Raw genomic sequence first — 18978 nt, 5'->3', positions numbered from 1 at the left:
CTCGCGCCTATCCACCACGCCGGCAGCGGACCACCACCCGCCGCCAGGCAGACGCTCACTGCCCCCCACCAGCAGCGGACGGCTCCCCGCCACCGGGCACACGCTCATCAAGCCCATCCCGCCCCCACAGAACCGAGCCGCACGCACGCATGCCCCTCACTTCGCCGGCCGCGCCGCCCGCGCCCCCGCGGCGCTTCCCTCCCCGCCCCCCGGAACCGCGTGGCCGACGGGCTCCGTATCGGCGGCCCCCTGCTCATGCCCCGTCGGCTTCGGGCCCCCCACCGCCGCCTCGGTCGCCGCGTACAGCTCGGCCGGGCGGACACCGGAGAGTGCGGTGACCAGGCGCCCGTCGGGGCGGACGAGCAGGACCGAGTGCGCGCCGGCCCCGGGGTAGCTCTCCGCGACGAGCAGCTCGGCGGGATGCGGCAGTGCCGCGACGGCCGCGGCGAGCCGCGGCATGATCCCGGCCGTCACCCAGTGCCGCCGCTCCCACACCATGGTGCCCGGCGCGACCAGGACGACGAGGAAATGGCCGAACCCGAGCCGCTCCCGCAGCTGCACGAAGGACCCGTCGGGCGCGGTCACCCGCACATCGGTGACCGGAGCGCCCGGCTCCGTCGCCACCGCCACCTCGGACTCGGACGGGGCGGGCGCCAAGGGGGAGCCCGCGTACGACGAGGGCGCCCCGAGCGGCCCGCGCCCCACGTGGCCGTCCGTGAGGAGCGCGTCGTGCCCGCGCGCGGTCCCCGGCACGTAGGAGCGCAGACCTTTGCCGCCGCGCAGGACCGGCAGCGACTGGTCGGCGGCGCGCAGTCGTGCGGCCACACCGGCCCGCCGCTCGGTCTGGTAGCTGTCGAGCAGCGGATCGTGCGCGCCGTGGTGCCAGGCGAGCGCCAGCTTCCACGCGAGGTTGTCCGCGTCCCGGAGCCCCTCGTCGAGCCCTTGGGTGCCGAGCGCGCCGAGCAGATGCGCGGCGTCCCCGGCAAGGAAGGCACGGCCGACCCGCCACCGGCGGGCGAGGCGGTGATGGACGAGGTGCACGCCCGTGTCGAGCAGTTCGTACGGAGGTGTGGAACCCCCGCACCAGCCCGCGAGGGTCTCCCGGATCCGCAGGACAAGGGCATCGGGCGTCACCAGCTCACCCCGCGGCGGCAGCAGCCAGTCGAGCCGCCACACTCCGTCGGCGAGCGGGCGGCCCGTCACCTCGATGCCTCCGCCGCGCCACGGAGGCATCCGATGCAACAACGCCTCACCCGCCCACGGAAGTTCCGTCCTCAGCGCCGCCACGGCATGTCGCTCGACGGCCGTACGACCCGGAAAGCGGATGTCGAGCAGCTTGCGCACCGTCGAGCGGGACCCGTCACAGCCCACGAGATAACTGCCCCGCCACCACGTGTCCTTCCGCCCACGCGCGTGGGCGGTCACCCCGGAGGCGTCCTGCTCCAGGGAGTCGAGCTTGCTCTCCACCGCGAGTTCGACGAGCCGCTCGGAGGCGATGGCGTCGCGCAGCGCGCCGGTCAGGACGTGCTGCGGCAGATGCAGCGGGGCAGGAAACGCGTCACCGAAGGAGAGTTCCCGCATCACTTGCCTGCGCCGCAGGGACCGCCAACTCGTCCAGCGCGCGCCCGATTCCGTGTCACCGAACGAGCGCCCCACGAGCCGTTCCACGAAAGCAGCGGTGTCCTCGCGGAGCACGACCGTCCGCGCGAGGCGCTGCTCGTCCTTGCCGGGCCCTTCGTCGAGGACCACCGTGGGCACCGAGTGGCGGGCGAGGGCGAGGGCGAGGGCGAGGCCGACGGGGCCCGCGCCGACGACGATCACCGGGTCCACGGCGCACGCCCTCCGGCCCAACGGGATCCGAGGGTCCGGGCTGCCCGGAAGCGCTGGACGTACGTACAGGAACTGGCAGTTGGAGCCCGGTGCACGATCACAGAACGTATGCAACCCATTGCCGGTGCTTGCGTCAAGTGACGATGGCAGTGGCGTTCACCAGGAAGTAAGAGTGAAGTGGCGCGACGGGAGAAGGAATCGGGCCCGGGGAAACAAGTGTGGGGAGCGGCACCTCGGCCGCCCCCCACACTTGTGTCGACGTCAGGTCAGTTGGACTTCCCAACCGTGCCGTTGGAGTCGTCGTCCGGACGCCCGGATCCATCCTCGGTCCGCCCGGTCCCCGCTGAGGGCTCCGCGGCACCTGCCGCACGCTCCACAGCGCCCACCGCGGGCTCCGCAGCGACCTTCGGGCCCAGCGGCGTGGCCGCGTCCAGCACGCCCGGCGCCTCCGCGGGCTCCGCTGCGGCGGCCACGACGATGCCCGTCTTGGCGCGGCGCCCGCGCTTCTCGATCCAGGTGGCGAGCGACGAGAGCGCCAGACAGAGCGAGATGTAGATGACACCGAAGACGGCGACCGTCTGGACGAACGGGTACGTGCCGTTCACCGGAGTGTTGTTGGCGATCAGGCGGGCCGAGTACAGCAGCTCGGGGTAGAGGATCATGAAGCCGAGCGAGGTGTCCTTGAGGGTCACCACGAGCTGGCTGATGATTGTCGGCAGCATGGAGCGCACGGCCTGCGGGAACAGGATGCTGGCCATGACCTGGGTCTTGCTCAGGCCCAGGGCGTAGGCGGCCTCCCGCTGGCCCTTGGGAACGGCGTTGATGCCCGCGCGCAGCACCTCTGCCTGGACACAGCCGTTGTAGATGGCCAGGCCCCAGACCAGCGCCCACATCGGGGTCATGTCGCCGAGGATGCCGACCCACAGGGCGAAGATCGTGATCAGCAGCGGGATCGACCGGAAGAGGTCGATGAAGATGACCGAGGCCCAGCGGACGAGCCGGTGGTCCGAGAGCCTGCCGACGCACAGCACGACCGCGAAGACCAGCGAGAAGACACCGGCGAGCGCGAAGACCTTCAGGGTCGCGAGGAGCGCGTCGAAGATGTTCTGGCGGATGCCGGAGTAGTTGAAGATGTCCCACAGGGCGCTGTCGAACTCGCCCTTCTCGTTGAGCCGCAGCACGACCCAGACGATCAGGCCGAGCACCGCCGCGGTGCCGACGATCGAGTAGACCCTGTTGCGGACCTTGGCCTTGGGGCCCGGGGCGTCGAAGAGAACGCTGGCGCTCATCGGGCGACCTCCATTCGGTGCTCCAGCAGCCGGAAGGCGCCATTGATGGCGTACGTGATGATCAGGTAGGCGACCGTGACCCAGACGAAGATCATCGTGATGTCGTAACCCTCATTGCTGAGGGTCTTGGTGACGTTGAACAGATCGACGTTGTCGAAGCCGCCCGCGATCGCCGAGTTCTTGGTCAGCGCGATGAAGATCGAGCCCATCGGGGCGATGACCGCGCGGGTGGCCTGGGGGAGCACCACTACCCGCATCACCTGGGTGAAGTTCATGCCGATCGCGCGAGCCGCCTCGGCCTGCCCCATCGGCACGGTGTTGATGCCGGAGCGTATCGCCTCGGCGACGAAGGACGAGGTGTAGAAGCCCAGCGCCACGACCCCGAGCACGAAGGAGTTCATGTCCGGGAACAGGATCTTCGGAAGGATGAAGAAGGCCACCAGGAAGAGCAGCGTCAGCGGGGTGTTCCGGAGGATGTTGACCCAGAGGGTGCCGAAGATGCGCAGCGGCGGGACCGGGGAGACCCGGAAAGCGGCGATGATCACGCCGAGCACCATGGCGATGATCCCGCTGACCACGGTCAGCTCCACGGTGCCGATGAACCCCTCGCGGAACAGCGACAGGTTGTCGGTCAGTACGTTCATGAATTCTCCGCGAGAGGGCGGTCGGGCGGCGATGGGCTCACAAGACGCCCCGCCCCGTACGGACGTGTCGGCCGTACGAAGCGGGGCGCGGGGTCCTACTTCGGGTCGGTGAAGGCCGGCGGGTCCTTGTACTCGGAGCCGGACTTGCCGATGGTGGCGTCGAACGCCTTCTTGTAGTCGCCGTTCTCCTGGTGCGCCTTGATGGCGTCCGCGACGGCCTTCTGGAGCGCCTTGTCGCCCTTCTTGAGGCCGACACCGTAGGGCTCGTCGGAGAAGGGCTTGCCGACGACCTTGAGCTTGCCCGGGTTCTGCGCCGCGTAGCCCATCAGGATGGCGTCGTCGGTGGTGACGGCGTCGACCTGGTTGTTGAGCATCTGCGCCACGCACTCGGAGTACTTGGACAGCTCGGTCACCTTGGCGCCGTACTTCGGCTTCTTGATGTTCTGCAGCGGCGTGGAGCCGACGATGGAGCAGACCTTCTTGCCGCGGACGGTCTCCGGGCCCTTGATGTCCTTCTCGTCCTCGCGGACCAGCAGGGAGGCACCGGCGTGGTAGTACGGCCCGGCGAAGTCGATCTGCTTCTTGCGCTCGTCGTTGATCGTGTACGTGCCGATCATCAGGTCGACGTCGCCCTTGGAGACCGCGGTCTCACGGGCACCGGAGTCGATCGTCTTCCACTCGATCTGCTTGGCCGAGAAGCCGAGGTCCGCCGCGATCATCTTGGCGATCTCGATGTCGAAGCCGGAGTAATCCTTGGTCGACTGGTCCTGGAAGCCCAGGTACGGCTGGTCGGCCTTGGCGCCGACGACCAGCTTGCCGCGCTTCTTGGCGTCCTTGAAGACGGACGAGTCGACCGAGACGTCCTTCTTGACCGTGTAGCTGAGCGCCTTGGTGTCCTTGCCGTCCGAGCCCTCCGGCTTGTCGCCGGCGGAGCCCTCCTTGCCACCGCAGGCGGTGGCGGTCAGCGAGAGCGCTGCGACGGCCGCTGCGACGGCAACGGACTTACGGAGCTTCATGGGGAACATCCTCTGTTTCGACTGGAGTTGAGACGGCGTGGGAGCCTCAGTGTTTAAGGATCTTCGACAGGAAGTCCTTGGCCCGGTCGCTGCGCGGGTTGCTGAAGAACTGGTCCGGCGTGGCCTCTTCGACGATCCGGCCGTCCGCCATGAAGACGACGCGGTTCGCCGCGGACCGGGCGAAGCCCATCTCATGGGTGACGACGACCATCGTCATCCCGTCGCGGGCGAGCTGTTGCATCACCTCGAGGACCTCGTTGATCATCTCCGGGTCGAGCGCCGACGTGGGCTCGTCGAAGAGCATCACCTTGGGGTCCATCGCCAACGCGCGCGCAATGGCGACACGTTGCTGCTGACCGCCGGAGAGCTGCGCGGGGTACTTGTCGGCCTGCGAGGCGACGCCCACGCGGTCCAGCAGGGCGCGGGCCTTCTTCTCGGCCTCCGCCTTGCCGGTCTTGCGCACCTTGGTCTGGCCCAGCGTCACGTTCTCGAGCACGGTCTTGTGCGCGAAAAGGTTGAACGACTGGAAGACCATGCCTACGTCGGCGCGGAGACGGGCGAGTTCCTTGCCCTCCTGGGGCAGCGGCTTGCCGTCGATCGAGATGTCTCCCGAGTCGATCGTCTCCAGGCGGTTGATGGCGCGGCACAGGGTCGACTTGCCGGACCCGGAGGGGCCGATCACCACGACGACCTCGCCGCGGGCGATGGTCAGGTCGATGTCCTGGAGGACGTGCAGAGCGCCGAAGTGCTTGTTGACGTTCTTCAGCACGACCAGGTCGTCCGCCCCGGGCGGTATGGCGTCCTTGGTCACCGATACTTCGGTCACGGCTTGTTGCTCCATCCTCCTCGGTTGGGATGGACAGTAATAACCCAGCGCGACCAGCGTCATTACATCTGAGGGGAAATTGAGCATAACGATCCGGCCGCAACCGGACACACCGTGTGAAGAGGGTCCACCGTGTGCGTACCGGCTGGATAACGGAACGTGTCCGTGACCCGAACCCTCTTGACGCGGTCCTTATCCATCGGCGTGGATGCCTTGGTGCGTATGCGCGACTACCGGCCACGAGGGAACGACGGATGAACTGGAGGGGGCCCGTATGAGACTGCTTCTTGTAGAGGACGACGATCATGTGGCCGCCGCCCTGTCCGCGATCCTGGCCCGGCACGGCTTCGACGTCGTGCACGCCCGGAGCGGCGAGGAGGCGCTGCAGGCACTGCTGCCCGCGCAAGCGCCCCCCTTCGGAGTGGTGCTGCTCGACCTGGGCCTGCCCGACCAGGACGGCTACGAGGTCTGCGGCAAGATCCGCAAGCGCGGCTCGATACCGGTGATCATGGTGACGGCCCGCTCGGACGTACGTTCCCGGATACACGGCCTCAACCTCGGAGCCGACGACTACGTAGTGAAGCCGTACGACACCGGAGAGCTCATCGCCCGCATCCACGCGGTCATCCGGCGCCCCACCCCCGGCGGCGCGACAGTGCCGGGCGACACCAAGCTGCGGCTCGGTTCCGTGCACATCGAACTGCCCACCCGTCAGGTCAGCGTAGAGGGTTCGGTTGTCCAACTGACCCGCAAGGAGTTCGACTTGCTCGCGCTCCTCGCCCAGCGCCCCGGAGTGGTCTTCCGCCGCGAGCAGATCATCAGCGAAGTGTGGCGTACCAGTTGGGAAGGGACGGGGCGCACGCTGGAAGTGCACGTGGCGTCCCTGCGCTCCAAACTGCACATGCCGGCGCTCATCGAGACGGTACGAGGCGTCGGCTACCGCCTCGTCGCCCCGGCCACGTAGCAAGAGCGAGGACAGGTGCACTCCCGCCTCCTCCCGCTGCTGATCGTCCTCATGGCGGGCGTGCTGCTCGCGCTCGGCTTCCCGCTGGCCGTCAGCGTCGCGGCAGCGCAACAGCAGAAGGTCGTCGTCGACCGGATCGACGACACGGCGCGCTTCGCCTCCCTCGCGCAGTTCGTCACCGAACGCCCGACGGGCTCCCGGGTGAAGGGCGGCACGGACGAGCGCCGCGAGACGCTGCAGAAGGAACTCGACGACTACTACGACGTCTACGGCATCAGGGCGGGCGTCTTCTACCGCGACGACGGCCCGATGGCGCACGCCCCGGCCACCTGGTACCTGCCCGCCAAGGGGGACGTCCGCGGTGCCTTCCAGGAGGCACTGCGCTCCCGCGGCAGCCACGACCCCGAGCAGGTGTGGCCGTGGCAGCGGGGCCGCCTCGCCGTCGCGTCCCCGGTGATCAAGGACGGGGACGTCATCGCCGTAGTCGTCACCGACTCGCCCACAGGACGCATGCGTTCGAAGACGCTCCAGGGATGGCTGCTCATCGCCACAGGCGAATCGGCGGCCATGCTCCTCGCGGTCGGTGCCGCCCTGCGGCTCACCGGCTGGGTGCTGCGCCCGGTGCGGGTCCTGGACGCCACCACGCACGACATAGCTACCGGACGCCTCAAATCACGCGTCGCGGCCGCGGGCGGTCCGCCGGAACTCAGACGCCTGGCCCGGTCGTTCAACGAGATGGCCGACAACGTCGAGGACGTGCTCGAACAGCAGCGCGCCTTCGTCGCCGACGCCTCGCACCAACTGCGCAACCCCCTCTCCGCCCTGCTCCTCCGCATCGAGCTCCTCGCCCTGGAACTGCCCGAGGGCAACGAGGAGATCGCCTCGGTCCGCACCGAGGGCAAGCGCCTGGCCCAGGTCCTCGACGACCTGCTCGACCTGGCGCTCGCCGAGCATGCCGCGGCTGACCTGTGCCTCACGGACATCGGCGAACTGACGGCCGAGCGGCTCGCCTCCTGGCGGCCGCTCGCCGACGAGCGCGGCGTACGGCTGACAGGCGAGTGCCCGGCGACCACCGGCTGGGCCGACCCGGTCGCCCTCTCCAGCGCGCTCGACGCGGTGGTCGACAACGCCCTGAAGTTCACCCCCGAGGGAGGCGAGGTCCATGTGACGGTCTCCGCCGGCAACGGGACGACGACCGTCGTGGTCGCCGACGGGGGACCCGGCCTGACCGAGGACGAGCTCGCCCGCGTCGGCGACCGCTTCTGGCGCAGCAACCGCCACCAGAACGTGAAGGGCTCGGGTCTCGGCCTGTCCATCTCGCGCGCCCTGCTCGCGGCGGGCGGCGGCTCCATCGCGTACGCGCGCAACGAACCGCACGGGCTGAAGGTGACCGTCAGCGTCCCCCGTAGCGAGCCGTCCGCGGCGGCCTGACGGCAGGGATCAGCGCTCGACGCTCAGGATCCGCCGGTCCGGCTCACGGCTTGACCGAGCGGTAGTAGCGGCGCGCCCCGTCGTGCAGCGGGAGGGGATCGGTGAACAGCGCGGTTCGCAGATCGACCAACTGGGCCGCATGAACTTCATCGCCGATGTGATCGCGGCTGTCGATCACCGTACGGGTCAGCCCGGCGGTGAGGTCGGCGTCGGCCCGGTCCGTGGTGACCAGGAGGTTCGCCACCGCCAGGGTGGGCACCGCGGAGCCCTGCTGGGCCTCCGGATAGGCGTCGGCCGGCATCGTCGCGGCCCGGTAGTAGCGCGAGGCGCCGCCCTGCTTGTGCAACCTGTCGACGAGGTAACCGAGCTTGACGAGGCGGATGTCCATCTTCTGCGAGAGCACACGCACGGAGGTGGTCGGCAGACCGCCCGACCAGAAGAAGGCGTCCACGGAACCGCGCTTCAAGAGGTCCGGCATGGTGTCGATGCCCGCCGACACCGGCTCGATGTCCGCGACCGGGTCGAGGCCCGCCGCGTCCAGCACCCTGTCCGCTATCAGCCGCACACCCGAGCGGCCCTGCCCCACGGCCACACGCTTGTTCCGCAGATCCTCCACGGAGTGGATGTCGGAGCCCCGGGGCACCACCAGCTGGACGTAGTCGTCGTAGAGGCGCGCGCAGCCCCGCAGACGGTCCGCCCCCGGAGCGCCGTCGAGGCGGTACGTCTCGACGGCGTCGGCGGCCGCGATGGTGAAGTCGGCCTCCCCCGTGGCCACCCGCTGGATGTTCTGCTGCGACCCCTGGCTGTTGAGGAGGTCCACGTCCACCTTCGGCATGTCCTGCGAGATCGCCGTACGCAGAAGCTTTCCGTACCGCTCGTACACACCGTTCCGCACGCCTGTGCTGAACGTCATCCGGCCACTCGGAGAGCTCTCGCCCACGGGAAGCAGCCACCACACCAGCAGCCCGAACACCACGAGCGCCGCGGCCGAACCCTGGAGGGCGCGGCGCCTGCTGATACGGGGGAGTGCCTGGAGCATGCGCGCGATCCTGCCAGCCCACTCACCGTGATGACCAGGGGCGAGGTCACACCGCGCCGCCCTGAGGGCCGCTCCGAGGCGCTCCCTTCGGACATCGCCGGACACGCGCGCGTGGCGACCCCGTACTCTGGGGGGCGAGATGAGCGCGAAGACTTACGAGGTGCGCACCTACGGGTGCCAGATGAACGTCCATGACTCCGAGCGGCTCTCCGGGCTGCTGGAGGACGCCGGCTACGAGCGTGCGCCCGAAGGAGCCGACGGCGACGCCGACGTCGTCGTCTTCAACACGTGCGCCGTGCGCGAGAACGCCGACAACCGTCTGTACGGCAATCTCGGCCGCCTGGCGCCGATGAAGACCAAGCGTCCAGGGATGCAGATCGCCGTCGGCGGCTGCCTCGCCCAGAAGGACCGCGACACCATCGTCAAGAAGGCGCCCTGGGTCGACGTCGTCTTCGGTACGCACAACATCGGCAAGCTGCCGGTCCTCCTGGAGCGCGCTCGCGTCCAGGAAGAGGCACAGGTGGAGATCGCCGAGTCCCTGGAGGCGTTCCCCTCGACGCTGCCCACCCGCCGCGAGAGCGCGTACGCCGCGTGGGTCTCCATCTCCGTCGGCTGCAACAACACCTGCACCTTCTGCATCGTCCCCGCCCTGCGCGGCAAGGAGAAGGACCGCAGGACCGGCGACATCCTCGCCGAGATCGAGGCACTCGTCGGCGAGGGCGTCTGCGAGATCACGCTCCTCGGGCAGAACGTGAACGCGTACGGCTCGGACATAGGCGACAGCGAGGCATTCAGCAAGCTCCTGCGCGCCTGCGGGAAGATCGAGGGCCTGGAGCGCGTGCGCTTCACCTCCCCGCACCCCCGCGACTTCACCGACGACGTCATCGCCGCCATGGCCGAGACGCCGAACGCGATGCCGCAGCTCCACATGCCGCTGCAGTCCGGCTCGGACCCGGTCCTCAAGGCGATGCGCCGCTCGTACCGCCAGGAGCGCTTCCTGGGGATCATCGAGAAGGTCCGCGCCGCCATGCCGGACGCGGCCATCTCCACCGACATCATCGTGGGCTTTCCCGGGGAGACCGAGGAGGACTTCGAGCAGACGATGCACGTGGTCCGAGAGGCCCGCTTCGCCAACGCCTTCACCTTCCAGTACTCCAAGCGCCCCGGGACCCCGGCCGCGACCATGGAGGGGCAGATCCCCAAGGAGGTCGTCCAGTCGCGCTACGAGCGTCTGGTGGCCCTCCAGGAGGAGATCTCCTGGGAGGAGAACAAGAAGCAGGTCGGCCGCACCCTGGAGCTGATGGTCGCCGAGGGCGAAGGCCGCAAGGACGGCGCCACGCACCGCCTCTCCGGCCGCGCCCCCGACAACCGCCTGGTGCACTTCACGAAGCCGGACACCAAGGTGCGCCCCGGTGACGTCGTGACGGTCGAGATCACCTACGCCGCCCCGCACCACCTGCTCGCCGAGGGCGCCGTGCTGAAGGTGCGCCCCACGCGCGCGGGCGACGCCTGGGAGAAGCGGAACGCCGAGGCGGCCGCGAAGCCCGCGGGCGTCATGCTGGGCCTGCCGAAGATCGGCGCTCCCGCACCGCTGCCGGTGGCGACGGGCAGCGGCTGCGGTTGCGACTGACCCAGGGGCCGGTCATCCAGTAGGCGACTGATCCCGGGCCCGGTCGTCCAGTAGGCGCGTTACTCTGCGGATCATGCTTGTCGCCGCAGCCGTCTGCCCTTGTCCGCCCCTGCTCGTCCCCGAGGTGGCCGCGGGAGCCGCCCCTGAACTGCACGCCGCGCGCGCGGCGTGCACGGACGCCATAGGGGTCCTCGCCGCCGCCAGGCCCGACCGGCTCGTCGTCGTGGGCCCCGCCGAGGCGAGCGGCCGCGGACCGCATCCGCAGGGCGCGCGTGGTTCTTTCCGGGGCTTCGGGGTGGACCTGGACGTACGGCTCGGATCTGCCGATGGCGATGGCGATGGCGATGGAGACGGCGACGGCGAGGCCGCCGAGCGCGAGCTTCCGCCGTCGCTCGCCGTGGCCGCCTGGCTGCTCGGGCGCACACAGTGGTCGACCGCCCCACTGGAAGGTCTCGGGGTGGGGGAACCACTTGCCGCCGAGCGGTGTATTCAAGTCGGGGGTGAGATCGGGGCACGGGCCGACCGGGTGGCCCTGCTGGTGATGGGCGACGCCAGCGCGTGCCGCACGCTGAAGGCGCCGGGCTACCTCGACGAGCGGGCGGCCGACTTCGACGCGGAGATCGGACGTGCCCTCGGCGCGGCCGACGTGGCGGCGCTGAAGGCGCTGGACGCGGAGCTGGCGTACGAACTGAAGGCGGCGGGACGTGCCCCCTGGCAGGTGCTCGCCGGGGCGGCCGACGGTGCGGCACTGAGCGGCGAGCTGCTCTACGAAGACGCGCCGTACGGCGTCGGGTACCTCGTGGCCGCCTGGTCCTAGCGGAAAGCCGCCTGGCCCGGCGTGCGGGGCACCCGGACACGCGGCGACGGCCGCGAAGCGGGATGCTTCGCGGCCGTCCGCCGGTGCGGTTCAGGAAGCCGGAGGGGGCGACGGGGATGTCAGGGACGACGGCGGTGTGGCGCCGCCGTCCGCGTCCTTGCCCTGGTCCGGCCCGGCGAGGCGGTCGACGGCGTTCTTCGCCTTGCCCGTTCCCGCCTGAATCTTGTCGCTGTACTTGCCCTTGGTCTTCTCGTCGACGACCTTCGCGGCCTTGTCGAGGCCCTGGTCGATCTTGTCCCCGTGCTGCTGCGCGAGGCCGGAGACCTTGTTCTTGGCAGGGGCGAGCTTGGCCTTCAGCTGGCCCAGGAAGCCCATGGATTCACCTTCCCTCGCCGGGGAGCTACTTGCGGGCGCCCTCACCGGCCTCGTTGTCGGCCGCTTCTCCGGCGGACTGCTGCTTCGGAATGTCCACACCCTCTGCCGCGCTTTCCGCCGCGCCCTCCTCTGCGGCCTCCGCGGGCTTGTCCTCGGCAACGCTCTCGGCGTCCGTGTCGGCCTTGGCCGCGGGCTTCGAATCGGTGGAGGCCTCGGCCGGTCCGGCCGACTCCCCGGCCTCTTCCGGCTCGGCCGTCAGAGTGGCGGCAGCCGCCTCGGCCGTCGACGCCTCTTCGTTCTCGTTGGCCTTCCGGCGAAACCTTGCAAAAACACCCATATCTACTCCATACGTTACTCGTGTGGGCGAAATCCCGCGGCGCCCGGTGCGTCCCATTGCGTCGCCCGGGCTGTCGGTCCTCGAAACCGGCGGCCGGAACCTCGCAACAGGCAACGACCTGAAAGCCGTGCCGTCACGTAGCTCGTTCGGGAAGTACGCGCCGGGTTTGCGAGACTGGTGCGGTGAGTAGTGCAGCTCCCGCCCCGCGGGTCATCGCCGTCGTCGGTCCGACCGCAGCAGGAAAGTCCGATCTGGGCGTTTTCCTCGCTCAGCGTCTCGGCGGCGAAGTCGTCAACGCCGACTCCATGCAGCTCTACCGAGGGATGGATATCGGCACCGCCAAACTGACGCCCGAGGAGCGCTGCGGCGTCCCCCACCATCTCCTCGACATCTGGGACGTCACGGAGGCGGCCAGCGTCGCCGAGTACCAGAAGCTGGCCCGCGCCGAGATCGACCGCCTCCTGGCCGAGGGACGTTGGCCGATCCTGGTCGGCGGCTCCGGGCTGTACGTCAGGGGAGCCGTCGACCACCTGGAGTTCCCCGGCACGGATCCCGCCGTACGGGCCCGCCTGGAGGAGGAGCTCGCCCTGCGCGGCCCCGGAGCGCTGCACGCCCGCCTCGCCGCCGCCGACCCCGGAGCCGGCCAGGCGATCCTGCCCAGCAACGGCCGCCGGATCGTCCGCGCCCTGGAGGTCATCGAGATCACCGGCAAGCCCTTCACCGCCAACCTGCCGGGCCACGACTCCGTGTACGACACGGTCCAGATCGGCGTCGACGTGGCCCGCCCCGAACTTGACGAACGCATCGCCACGCGCGTGGACCGCATGTGGGAGGCGGGCCTGGTCGACGAGGTACGCGCGCTGGAGGCGCGGGGGCTGCGCGAAGGGCGCACGGCATCGCGCGCGCTCGGCTACCAGCAGGTACTCACCGCGCTCGCGGGGGAGTGCACCGAGGACGAGGCACGTGCCGAGACGGTGCGCGCCACCAAACGCTTCGCGCGCCGTCAGGACTCGTGGTTCCGGCGCGATCCGCGGGTGCACTGGCTCAGTGGGGCCGTGGCCGACCGCGGGGAACTCCCGGCACGCGCGCTGGCGTTGGTCGAACGACCGGTCACAGCCTGATCACGTGATGGCATCGGGACGCTCCGGCGGTCATCCGGGCACCTGACACCGTGCCATCATCGACCATCGATCGACCGGTGGAGTCCGAAGTAGGAGGGCGCGTGGCGATGGAGGCCGGCCCTCGTGACACCGCGCATGACGGCGGAGAGCAGCTGAGTCCCGACGGTCCCGACGAGGTCGGTGGCGGCGTGACGGACGACGGTCCCGGTGCGGACGAGATGTCCCCGGAGGCCGAGGTCGAGGTCGAGCTGCGTCCGCAGCGAAGACTGCGCATCTGGCAGCTCGCGCCGATCGTGATCCTCGCCGCCGTCGGTTCCCTGATGTTCGCCTTCCCGCTGGCCTTCGAGTTCGGCGACGGCGGTGCGGTGGTCGCCATGCTCGGACTGCTGCTCAGCTGCTGCGCCGCCGGCTGGGGGATGATGGCCGCCCGCCGCGTGGGGCACACCTGGCCCGGACTGCCCGAGCGGGGCTCCGGGCGCCGTCCGGACTGGCGGGTCGTCTCCGCGTACGCCCTGATGTTCCTCGGCGTGGCGGTCCTCGCGGTGTGGCGGGTGGCCCGGCTCCGCTGAGGCCGCCCTGGCGGACCCCATATCACCGGCACCGCGCGGACCGAGTGTCGTACCCACCCCGTACGATCGAGGAATGAGCACGCGGATCGCCTTCCTCAAGGGGCACGGGACCGAGAACGACTTCGTGATCATCCCGGACCCCGACAACGCCGTCGAGCTGCCCCCGGCCGCCGTGGCCGCCCTGTGCGACCGCCGCGCGGGCATCGGTGGCGACGGCCTCCTGCACGTCGTACGCTCCGCCGCCCACCCCGAGGCCCGTCATCTCGCTGACCGGGCCGAGTGGTTCATGGACTACCGCAACGGCGACGGGTCGATCGCCGAGATGTGCGGCAATGGAGTGCGCGTCTTCGCCCGGTACCTCCAGCACGCGGGGCACATCGGCGAGGGCGACCTGGTGGTGGCCACCCGCGGCGGCGTGAAGACCGTGCACATCGCCAAGGCGGAAGCCGGCGGCGAGATCACCGTGGGAATGGGCAAGGCGCTGCTCCCCGGAGAGGACGTCACCGTCTCGGTCGCGGACCACCAGTGGCCCGCGCTCAACGTGAACATGGGCAACCCACACGCGGTCGCCTTCGTGGACGACCTCTCCGAAGCGGGCAACCTCCACGAACCCCCGCTCTTCAGCCCCGCCTCCGCCTACCCACAAGGCGTCAACGTCGAATTCGTCGTCGACCGAGGCCCGCGCCACGTCGCCATGCGCGTGCACGAGCGCGGGGCGGGCGAGACCCGCTCGTGCGGGACGGGCACGTGCGCCGTGGCCGTGGCCGCGGCCCGCAAGGACGGTGTGGACCCGTCCGTCACCGGAGCCCCGGTGACGTACACCGTCGACGTTCTCGGAGGACGTCTGGTGATCACCGAGCGGCCCGACGGCGAGACCGAGATGACAGGCCCGGCCGTGATCGTCGCCGAAGGCGAGTTCGCGTCCGAATGGCTCGAAACGGCAATCGCATGAACTGTCGCTCGAATGGGTGATCCGTTTCACGCTCGGCGAGAGGCGGTCAGTGCCGCGTGATGGGCTCGGTAGCATCAAGCACCGGCCCGTACGGAGTACGCCACCGTCCGTTCACCGCCGGTCGAAGCAGCCGGAGGTGCCCATGAGTGCGGAGGCCACGAACCCTGCCACGCCCGTCCCCGTGACGTCGGGGGGCCAGCGCAGGCGCGGCCGCGCCCGCCTCGACCTGCGCAGGCTCGGCAGAGCCGCCCTGCTGGGGCCCGCCACCCGTGACCGTCTCCCCGACGCGATCGGCCATGTGGTGGAAGCCCACCGGGCCCACTACCCCGACGCAGACCTTGAGCCCCTGCGCCGTGCGTACGTCCTCGCGGAGTCCTCGCACCGCGGCCAGACGCGCAAGAGCGGCGAACCGTACATCACCCACCCCCTCGCCGTGACCTTGATCCTCGCCCAGCTCGGCGCGGAGATCACGACCTTGACCGCGTCCTTGCTCCACGACACCGTCGAGGACACGGACGTGACGCTCGCCCAGGTGCGGGCCGAGTTCGGTGACGACGTGTGCTACCTGGTCGACGGCGTCACGAAACTGGAGAAGGTCGACTACGGAGCGGCCGCCGAGCCGGAGACCTTCCGCAAGATGCTCGTCGCCACCGGCAACGACGTGCGCGTCATGTCGATCAAGCTCGCCGACCGGCTGCACAACATGCGCACTCTCGGCGTCATGCGCCCCGAGAAACAGGCCCGCATCGCCAAGGTGACCCGGGACGTGCTCATTCCGCTCGCCGAGCGCCTCGGCGTACAGGCGCTCAAGACCGAGCTGGAGGATCTCGCCTTCGCGATCCTCCACCCGGAGGAGTACGCCGAGGTCCAGGCCCTCATCGCCGCCGACGCCGCAGGTGCGGGAGACCCGCTCGGGGACATCGCGGGCGAGGTTCGCGGAGTGCTGCGCGAGGCGGGCATCGCGGCCGAAGTCCTCATCCGGCCACGGCACTTCCTCTCCGTCCACCGGGTGCGCCGCAAACGCGGCGAGCTGCGCGCGTCGGACTACGGCCGCCTCCTCGTGCTCGTCAACGAAGACGCGGACTGCTACGGAGTCCTGGGGGAACTGCACACCTGCTTCACCCCGGTCGTCTCGGAGTTCAAGGACTTCATCGCCGTACCGAAGTTCAACCTCTACCAATCGCTGCACACCGCCGTGGCCCGCTCCGACGGTGAGGTCGCCGAAGTCCTCATCCGCACGCACCAGATGCACCAGGTCGCGGAGGCCGGCGTCGTCGCCCTGCGCAATCCCTACGCTCCTCCTTCGGAGGAGCCTTCCGACCGGGCCGACGACGAGCGCGTGGACCCGACCAGGCCCGGCTGGCTCTCCCGGCTCCTCGACTGGCAGCAGGCCGCCCCCGACCCGGACACCTTCTGGTCGACGCTGCGTGAAGATCTGGCCCAGGACCGCGAGATCGCCGTCTTCCGGCCCGACGGCGGCACACTCGGCCTGCCCGCCGGAGCCAGCTGCGTGGACGCCGCCTACGCCCAGTACGGGGAGGACGCGCACGCCTGCATCGGCGCACGCGTCAACGGTCGCCTGGCGACGCTCAGCACGGTCCTGCGGGACGGTGACACGGTGCAGCTGCTCATGGGCCAGGACGCCACGTCGGGGCCCTCACGCGAGTGGCTGGACCACGCCCGCACGCCCGGCGCGCGCATCGCCATCCGGCGCTGGCTGACCACGCATCCGGCGCCCGCGGCACCCGCCCCGACGCCGTCCGGGCAGCGGCAGCCCCAGCAGGCGCCGGTGGCGGGGCCCCGCCCGGAGGCATCCGACACCCCGCGCCCCGCCGCCCCGAGCGCCGTGGTGGACCGCGAGGGCGCGAGCGTGCGGCTCGCGGGTTGTTGTACGCCGGTGCCACCCGACGCCATCACCGCGTTCGCCGTGCGCGGAGGCGTGGTGGCCGTCCACCGCGTCGGCTGCCCCTCGGTGGAGCGCATGAAGGAAGTGGGGCGCGCGGAGGTCGGCGTGCGCTGGGGGGACACCGCGGAGTTCCGGGTCACCCTGACCGCTGAATCGTTCGGCCGTGCCCATCTGCTCGCCGACCTCACCGAGGCGATCGCTCTGGAGGGCGTCGCCATCGTCTCCGCGACCGTGGAGCCACCGACCCAGCAGCGCGTACGCCATACGTACACGCTCCAACTGCCGGACGCGGCGCACCTCCCAGGGCTGATGCGGGCGATGCGCGCCGTGCCGGGCGTGTACGACGTGAGCCGCGCCCAGCATCCGGCGGCCGCGGTCAACTGAAGCGGTTCGGTGGCCCTGACCGGCTGAGGCCGACCCGGGACCGCGGCCCATCAGGTGGGCCCCACAGCGACTCGTTCGAGTGGCCCGGCGCGCGCCGTCGCACCGCCGGAGGCGCACGCTGATAGCGGTAAGTTCATGCTGCTCACCCCTCGGACCACGGCCCCGCGGCCAAAAGCCCTCCGCGCCGCCCGCATCGCCGCGGCGCTGATCGTGGCGACCGCGTCCGCCGCCCTCGTCGCGGCGAGCGCGCCGTCGCCGGTCACCCCGCTCGGCATCGGCGACCCGCTCTTCCCGCACCTGGGCAACCCCGGGTACGACGTGGAGTCGTACGACATCGCCTTCGCCTATCGCGGAGACAACCGCAAGCCGCTGGACGCCGTCACCAAGATCGACGCCCGGGTCACAGCGCCCATGGAGCGCGTGAACCTCGACTTCGCGCACGGCAAGGTCCGCTCCGTCGAGGTCAACGGCGAGGCCGCCCGCTTCGAGAGCAGCGGTGAGGATCTGGTCCTCACGCCGTCCGCGCCGGTCGGGTCCGGCGAGCGGCTGCGGATCACCGTCCGGCACACCAGCGATCCCTTGCCCTCCAAGGACGCCCAGGGCGGCTGGGTGCGGACCGGTGACGGGCTCGCCATGGCCAACCAGGCGGACGCCGCCCACCTGGTCTTTCCGTGCAACGACCACCCTTCGGACAAGGCGGTGTTCACGTTCCGCGTGACGGCCCCCAAGGGGCTCACCGCCGTCGCCAACGGTCTGCCGGTCGGCGAGCCCCACCATGGCGGCCGAGCCACCACCTGGGCGTACCGCACGCACCACCCCATGGCGACCGAGCTGGCACAGGTGTCGATCGGCCGCTCCACCGTGCTGCACCGCGAGGGCCCGCACGGCCTTCCCGTACGCGATGTGGTGCCCACCAAGGACCGCAAGACCCTGGAGCGCTGGTTGAAGAAGACGCCCGGCCAGATCAGCTGGATGGAGAAGAAGGTCGGCCGCTACCCCTTCGAGACCTACGGCGCCTTGGTGGCCCACGCACGGACCGGCTTCGAACTGGAGACACAGACGCTCTCTCTCTTCGAGAGAGAGCTCTTCACCCGCCCCGAGTACCCGGAGTGGTACGTCGACACGATCATGGTGCACGAACTGGCGCACCAGTGGTTCGGCGACAGCGTCAGCCCGCAGGCATGGTCGGACCTCTGGCTCAACGAAGGCCACGCCACCTGGTACGAGGCGCTCTTCGCCGAGGAGAAGGCGAAGCGGCCCCTGAAGGACCGGATGCGGAACGCCTACCGTCGGTCGGACGGCTGGCGCGTGGCCGGCGGACCGCCCGCCAGGCCCAAGGGGGCCGCCCCCGGGCAGAAGATCAGCATCTTCCGGCCCGTCGTCTACGACGGCAGCGCCCTGGTGCTCTACGCCCTGCGCCAGGAGATCGGGCACCGGGCCTTCGACCGGCTTGAGCGGCAGTGGGTCCGCACCTACCGTGACGGCAACGCGACGACCACCGACTTCGTACGGCTCGCCTCGCGGAACGCCGGGCGTGACCTGGGTGGATTCTTCGACGCCTGGTTGTACGGAGCGAAGACGCCGCCCATGCCGGGGCACCCGGACTGGCGTACGGCGGCGCCGGAGGGGAAATAATCTTCCCAGGCGGAAAAACACGGATGACGAGACGGGCCGTGCCGTGCAACCATCTTCAGGTCGACGACACGGTCGGCCTGAGCTCGGGTTCGGGTTCGGGTGTGAGTCCGGGCTCCGGGGCATCCCCTCGGGGACATCTCAGGGTCGGCCCGGGCGGCTCCCGGGAATCTCCGGGTCGCACCAGGCGTTGACGACTGTGACGGATGACGCATC

Annotated in this window: 17 protein-coding genes; 9 read left to right on the top strand and 8 right to left on the bottom strand. The window is 70.2% G+C overall.

Annotated features, from left to right (window positions below; translation table 11 throughout):
• Positions 1 to 156: 156 nt before the first annotated feature.
• The 5 genes from ACWDVB_RS02360 to ACWDVB_RS02340 all read right to left on the bottom strand — a co-directional run bounded on the left by ACWDVB_RS02360 (position 157) and on the right by ACWDVB_RS02340 (position 5605).
• The gene (locus tag ACWDVB_RS02360) at positions 157 to 1830 is read right to left on the bottom strand and encodes an FAD-dependent monooxygenase (RefSeq protein ID WP_451518369.1); all 1674 of its coding nucleotides are present in this window, start codon (positions 1828 to 1830) and stop codon (positions 157 to 159) included.
• 266 nt (positions 1831 to 2096) lie between these two features.
• Positions 2097 to 3119: an amino acid ABC transporter permease gene (locus ACWDVB_RS02355; protein ID WP_451518368.1), complete on the bottom strand. Its 1023-nt coding sequence runs from the start codon at positions 3117 to 3119 to the stop codon at positions 2097 to 2099.
• Complete coding sequence (locus ACWDVB_RS02350; protein ID WP_451518367.1) at positions 3116 to 3763, bottom strand: amino acid ABC transporter permease; 648 nt, start codon at positions 3761 to 3763, stop codon at positions 3116 to 3118. Before ACWDVB_RS02350 ends, ACWDVB_RS02355 begins: the two co-directional genes overlap by 4 nt.
• Positions 3764 to 3858: 95 nt before the next feature.
• Positions 3859 to 4779 carry a glutamate ABC transporter substrate-binding protein gene (locus ACWDVB_RS02345; RefSeq protein WP_451518366.1) on the bottom strand — a complete coding sequence of 307 codons (921 nt, stop codon included), beginning with the start codon at positions 4777 to 4779 and terminating at the stop codon, positions 3859 to 3861.
• Between the two features lie 46 nt (positions 4780 to 4825).
• Positions 4826 to 5605 (bottom strand): amino acid ABC transporter ATP-binding protein, encoded by a 780-nt coding sequence (locus ACWDVB_RS02340; RefSeq protein WP_451518365.1) that lies wholly within the window; start codon positions 5603 to 5605, stop codon positions 4826 to 4828.
• A gap of 274 nt (positions 5606 to 5879) precedes the next feature.
• Between ACWDVB_RS02340 and ACWDVB_RS02335 the strand changes: the two genes are divergently transcribed.
• Together ACWDVB_RS02335 and ACWDVB_RS02330 are read left to right on the top strand one after the other, a co-directional pair.
• Positions 5880 to 6569, top strand: a complete 690-nt coding sequence (locus ACWDVB_RS02335) for a response regulator transcription factor (protein ID WP_451518364.1) — start codon at positions 5880 to 5882, stop codon at positions 6567 to 6569.
• 15 nt (positions 6570 to 6584) lie between these two features.
• Positions 6585 to 8000, top strand: a complete 1416-nt coding sequence (locus ACWDVB_RS02330; RefSeq protein ID WP_451518363.1) for a HAMP domain-containing sensor histidine kinase — start codon at positions 6585 to 6587, stop codon at positions 7998 to 8000.
• Between the two features lie 43 nt (positions 8001 to 8043).
• Here ACWDVB_RS02330 and ACWDVB_RS02325 read toward each other — a convergent pair whose 3' ends face one another.
• Positions 8044 to 9039, bottom strand: coding sequence for a TAXI family TRAP transporter solute-binding subunit (locus ACWDVB_RS02325; RefSeq protein WP_451518362.1), 996 nt, complete (start codon positions 9037 to 9039; stop codon positions 8044 to 8046).
• A gap of 139 nt (positions 9040 to 9178) precedes the next feature.
• On the opposite strand from ACWDVB_RS02325, the gene miaB reads away from it, so the two are divergent.
• Together miaB and ACWDVB_RS02315 are read left to right on the top strand one after the other, a co-directional pair.
• Complete coding sequence (gene miaB / locus ACWDVB_RS02320; protein ID WP_451518361.1) at positions 9179 to 10669, top strand: tRNA (N6-isopentenyl adenosine(37)-C2)-methylthiotransferase MiaB; 1491 nt, start codon at positions 9179 to 9181, stop codon at positions 10667 to 10669.
• Positions 10670 to 10742: 73 nt separating this feature from the next.
• Positions 10743 to 11486, top strand: a complete 744-nt coding sequence (locus ACWDVB_RS02315) for a class III extradiol dioxygenase subunit B-like domain-containing protein (protein WP_451518360.1) — start codon at positions 10743 to 10745, stop codon at positions 11484 to 11486.
• Positions 11487 to 11576: 90 nt separating this feature from the next.
• Here the strand turns inward: ACWDVB_RS02315 and ACWDVB_RS02310 are convergent, their stop codons facing one another.
• Positions 11577 to 11861 (bottom strand): antitoxin, encoded by a 285-nt coding sequence (locus ACWDVB_RS02310; RefSeq protein WP_451518359.1) that lies wholly within the window; start codon positions 11859 to 11861, stop codon positions 11577 to 11579.
• Positions 11862 to 11886: 25 nt separating this feature from the next.
• Positions 11887 to 12198, bottom strand: a complete 312-nt coding sequence (locus ACWDVB_RS02305) for a hypothetical protein (protein WP_451518358.1) — start codon at positions 12196 to 12198, stop codon at positions 11887 to 11889.
• 182 nt (positions 12199 to 12380) lie between these two features.
• On the opposite strand from ACWDVB_RS02305, the gene miaA reads away from it, so the two are divergent.
• From miaA to ACWDVB_RS02280, 5 genes are all read left to right on the top strand, one after another.
• Complete coding sequence (gene miaA, locus ACWDVB_RS02300) at positions 12381 to 13319, top strand: tRNA (adenosine(37)-N6)-dimethylallyltransferase MiaA (RefSeq protein WP_451518357.1); 939 nt, start codon at positions 12381 to 12383, stop codon at positions 13317 to 13319.
• Between the two features lie 107 nt (positions 13320 to 13426).
• Positions 13427 to 13888 (top strand): hypothetical protein, encoded by a 462-nt coding sequence (locus ACWDVB_RS02295; RefSeq protein WP_451518391.1) that lies wholly within the window; start codon positions 13427 to 13429, stop codon positions 13886 to 13888.
• 73 nt (positions 13889 to 13961) lie between these two features.
• Entirely contained in the window at positions 13962 to 14840 is an 879-nt protein-coding gene (gene dapF, locus ACWDVB_RS02290; protein ID WP_451518356.1) for a diaminopimelate epimerase, read from the top strand.
• 142 nt (positions 14841 to 14982) lie between these two features.
• A complete protein-coding gene (locus ACWDVB_RS02285; RefSeq protein WP_451518355.1) occupies positions 14983 to 17130 on the top strand; it encodes a RelA/SpoT family protein in 2148 nt (715 codons plus the stop codon).
• Between the two features lie 135 nt (positions 17131 to 17265).
• The gene (locus ACWDVB_RS02280; protein ID WP_451518354.1) at positions 17266 to 18765 is read left to right on the top strand and encodes a M1 family metallopeptidase; all 1500 of its coding nucleotides are present in this window, start codon (positions 17266 to 17268) and stop codon (positions 18763 to 18765) included.
• The last annotated feature ends 213 nt before the right edge of the window (positions 18766 to 18978 follow it).

It is taken from the genome of Streptomyces sp. NPDC003379 (assembly GCF_053589195.1).
This window is presented reverse-complemented; position numbering and strand designations above follow the sequence as displayed.

Bases quoted from the DNA above. Each gene is read 5' to 3' on its own strand.
- ACWDVB_RS02355 (WP_451518368.1), bottom strand. From the start codon at position 3,119: ATGAGCGCCAGCGTTCTCTTCGACGCCCCGGGCCCCAAGGCCAAGGTC.
- ACWDVB_RS02350 (WP_451518367.1), bottom strand. From the start codon at position 3,763: ATGAACGTACTGACCGACAACCTGTCGCTGTTCCGCGAGGGGTTCATC.
- dapF (WP_451518356.1), top strand. From the start codon at position 13,962: ATGAGCACGCGGATCGCCTTCCTCAAGGGGCACGGGACCGAGAACGAC.
- ACWDVB_RS02335 (WP_451518364.1), top strand. From the start codon at position 5,880: ATGAGACTGCTTCTTGTAGAGGACGACGATCATGTGGCCGCCGCCCTG.
- ACWDVB_RS02305 (WP_451518358.1), bottom strand. From the start codon at position 12,198: ATGGGTGTTTTTGCAAGGTTTCGCCGGAAGGCCAACGAGAACGAAGAG.
- ACWDVB_RS02280 (WP_451518354.1), top strand. From the start codon at position 17,266: ATGCTGCTCACCCCTCGGACCACGGCCCCGCGGCCAAAAGCCCTCCGC.
- ACWDVB_RS02345 (WP_451518366.1), bottom strand. From the start codon at position 4,779: ATGAAGCTCCGTAAGTCCGTTGCCGTCGCAGCGGCCGTCGCAGCGCTC.
- ACWDVB_RS02285 (WP_451518355.1), top strand. From the start codon at position 14,983: ATGAGTGCGGAGGCCACGAACCCTGCCACGCCCGTCCCCGTGACGTCG.
- miaB (WP_451518361.1), top strand. From the start codon at position 9,179: ATGAGCGCGAAGACTTACGAGGTGCGCACCTACGGGTGCCAGATGAAC.
- ACWDVB_RS02325 (WP_451518362.1), bottom strand. From the start codon at position 9,039: ATGCTCCAGGCACTCCCCCGTATCAGCAGGCGCCGCGCCCTCCAGGGT.
- ACWDVB_RS02310 (WP_451518359.1), bottom strand. From the start codon at position 11,861: ATGGGCTTCCTGGGCCAGCTGAAGGCCAAGCTCGCCCCTGCCAAGAAC.
- ACWDVB_RS02295 (WP_451518391.1), top strand. From the start codon at position 13,427: ATGGAGGCCGGCCCTCGTGACACCGCGCATGACGGCGGAGAGCAGCTG.
- ACWDVB_RS02315 (WP_451518360.1), top strand. From the start codon at position 10,743: ATGCTTGTCGCCGCAGCCGTCTGCCCTTGTCCGCCCCTGCTCGTCCCC.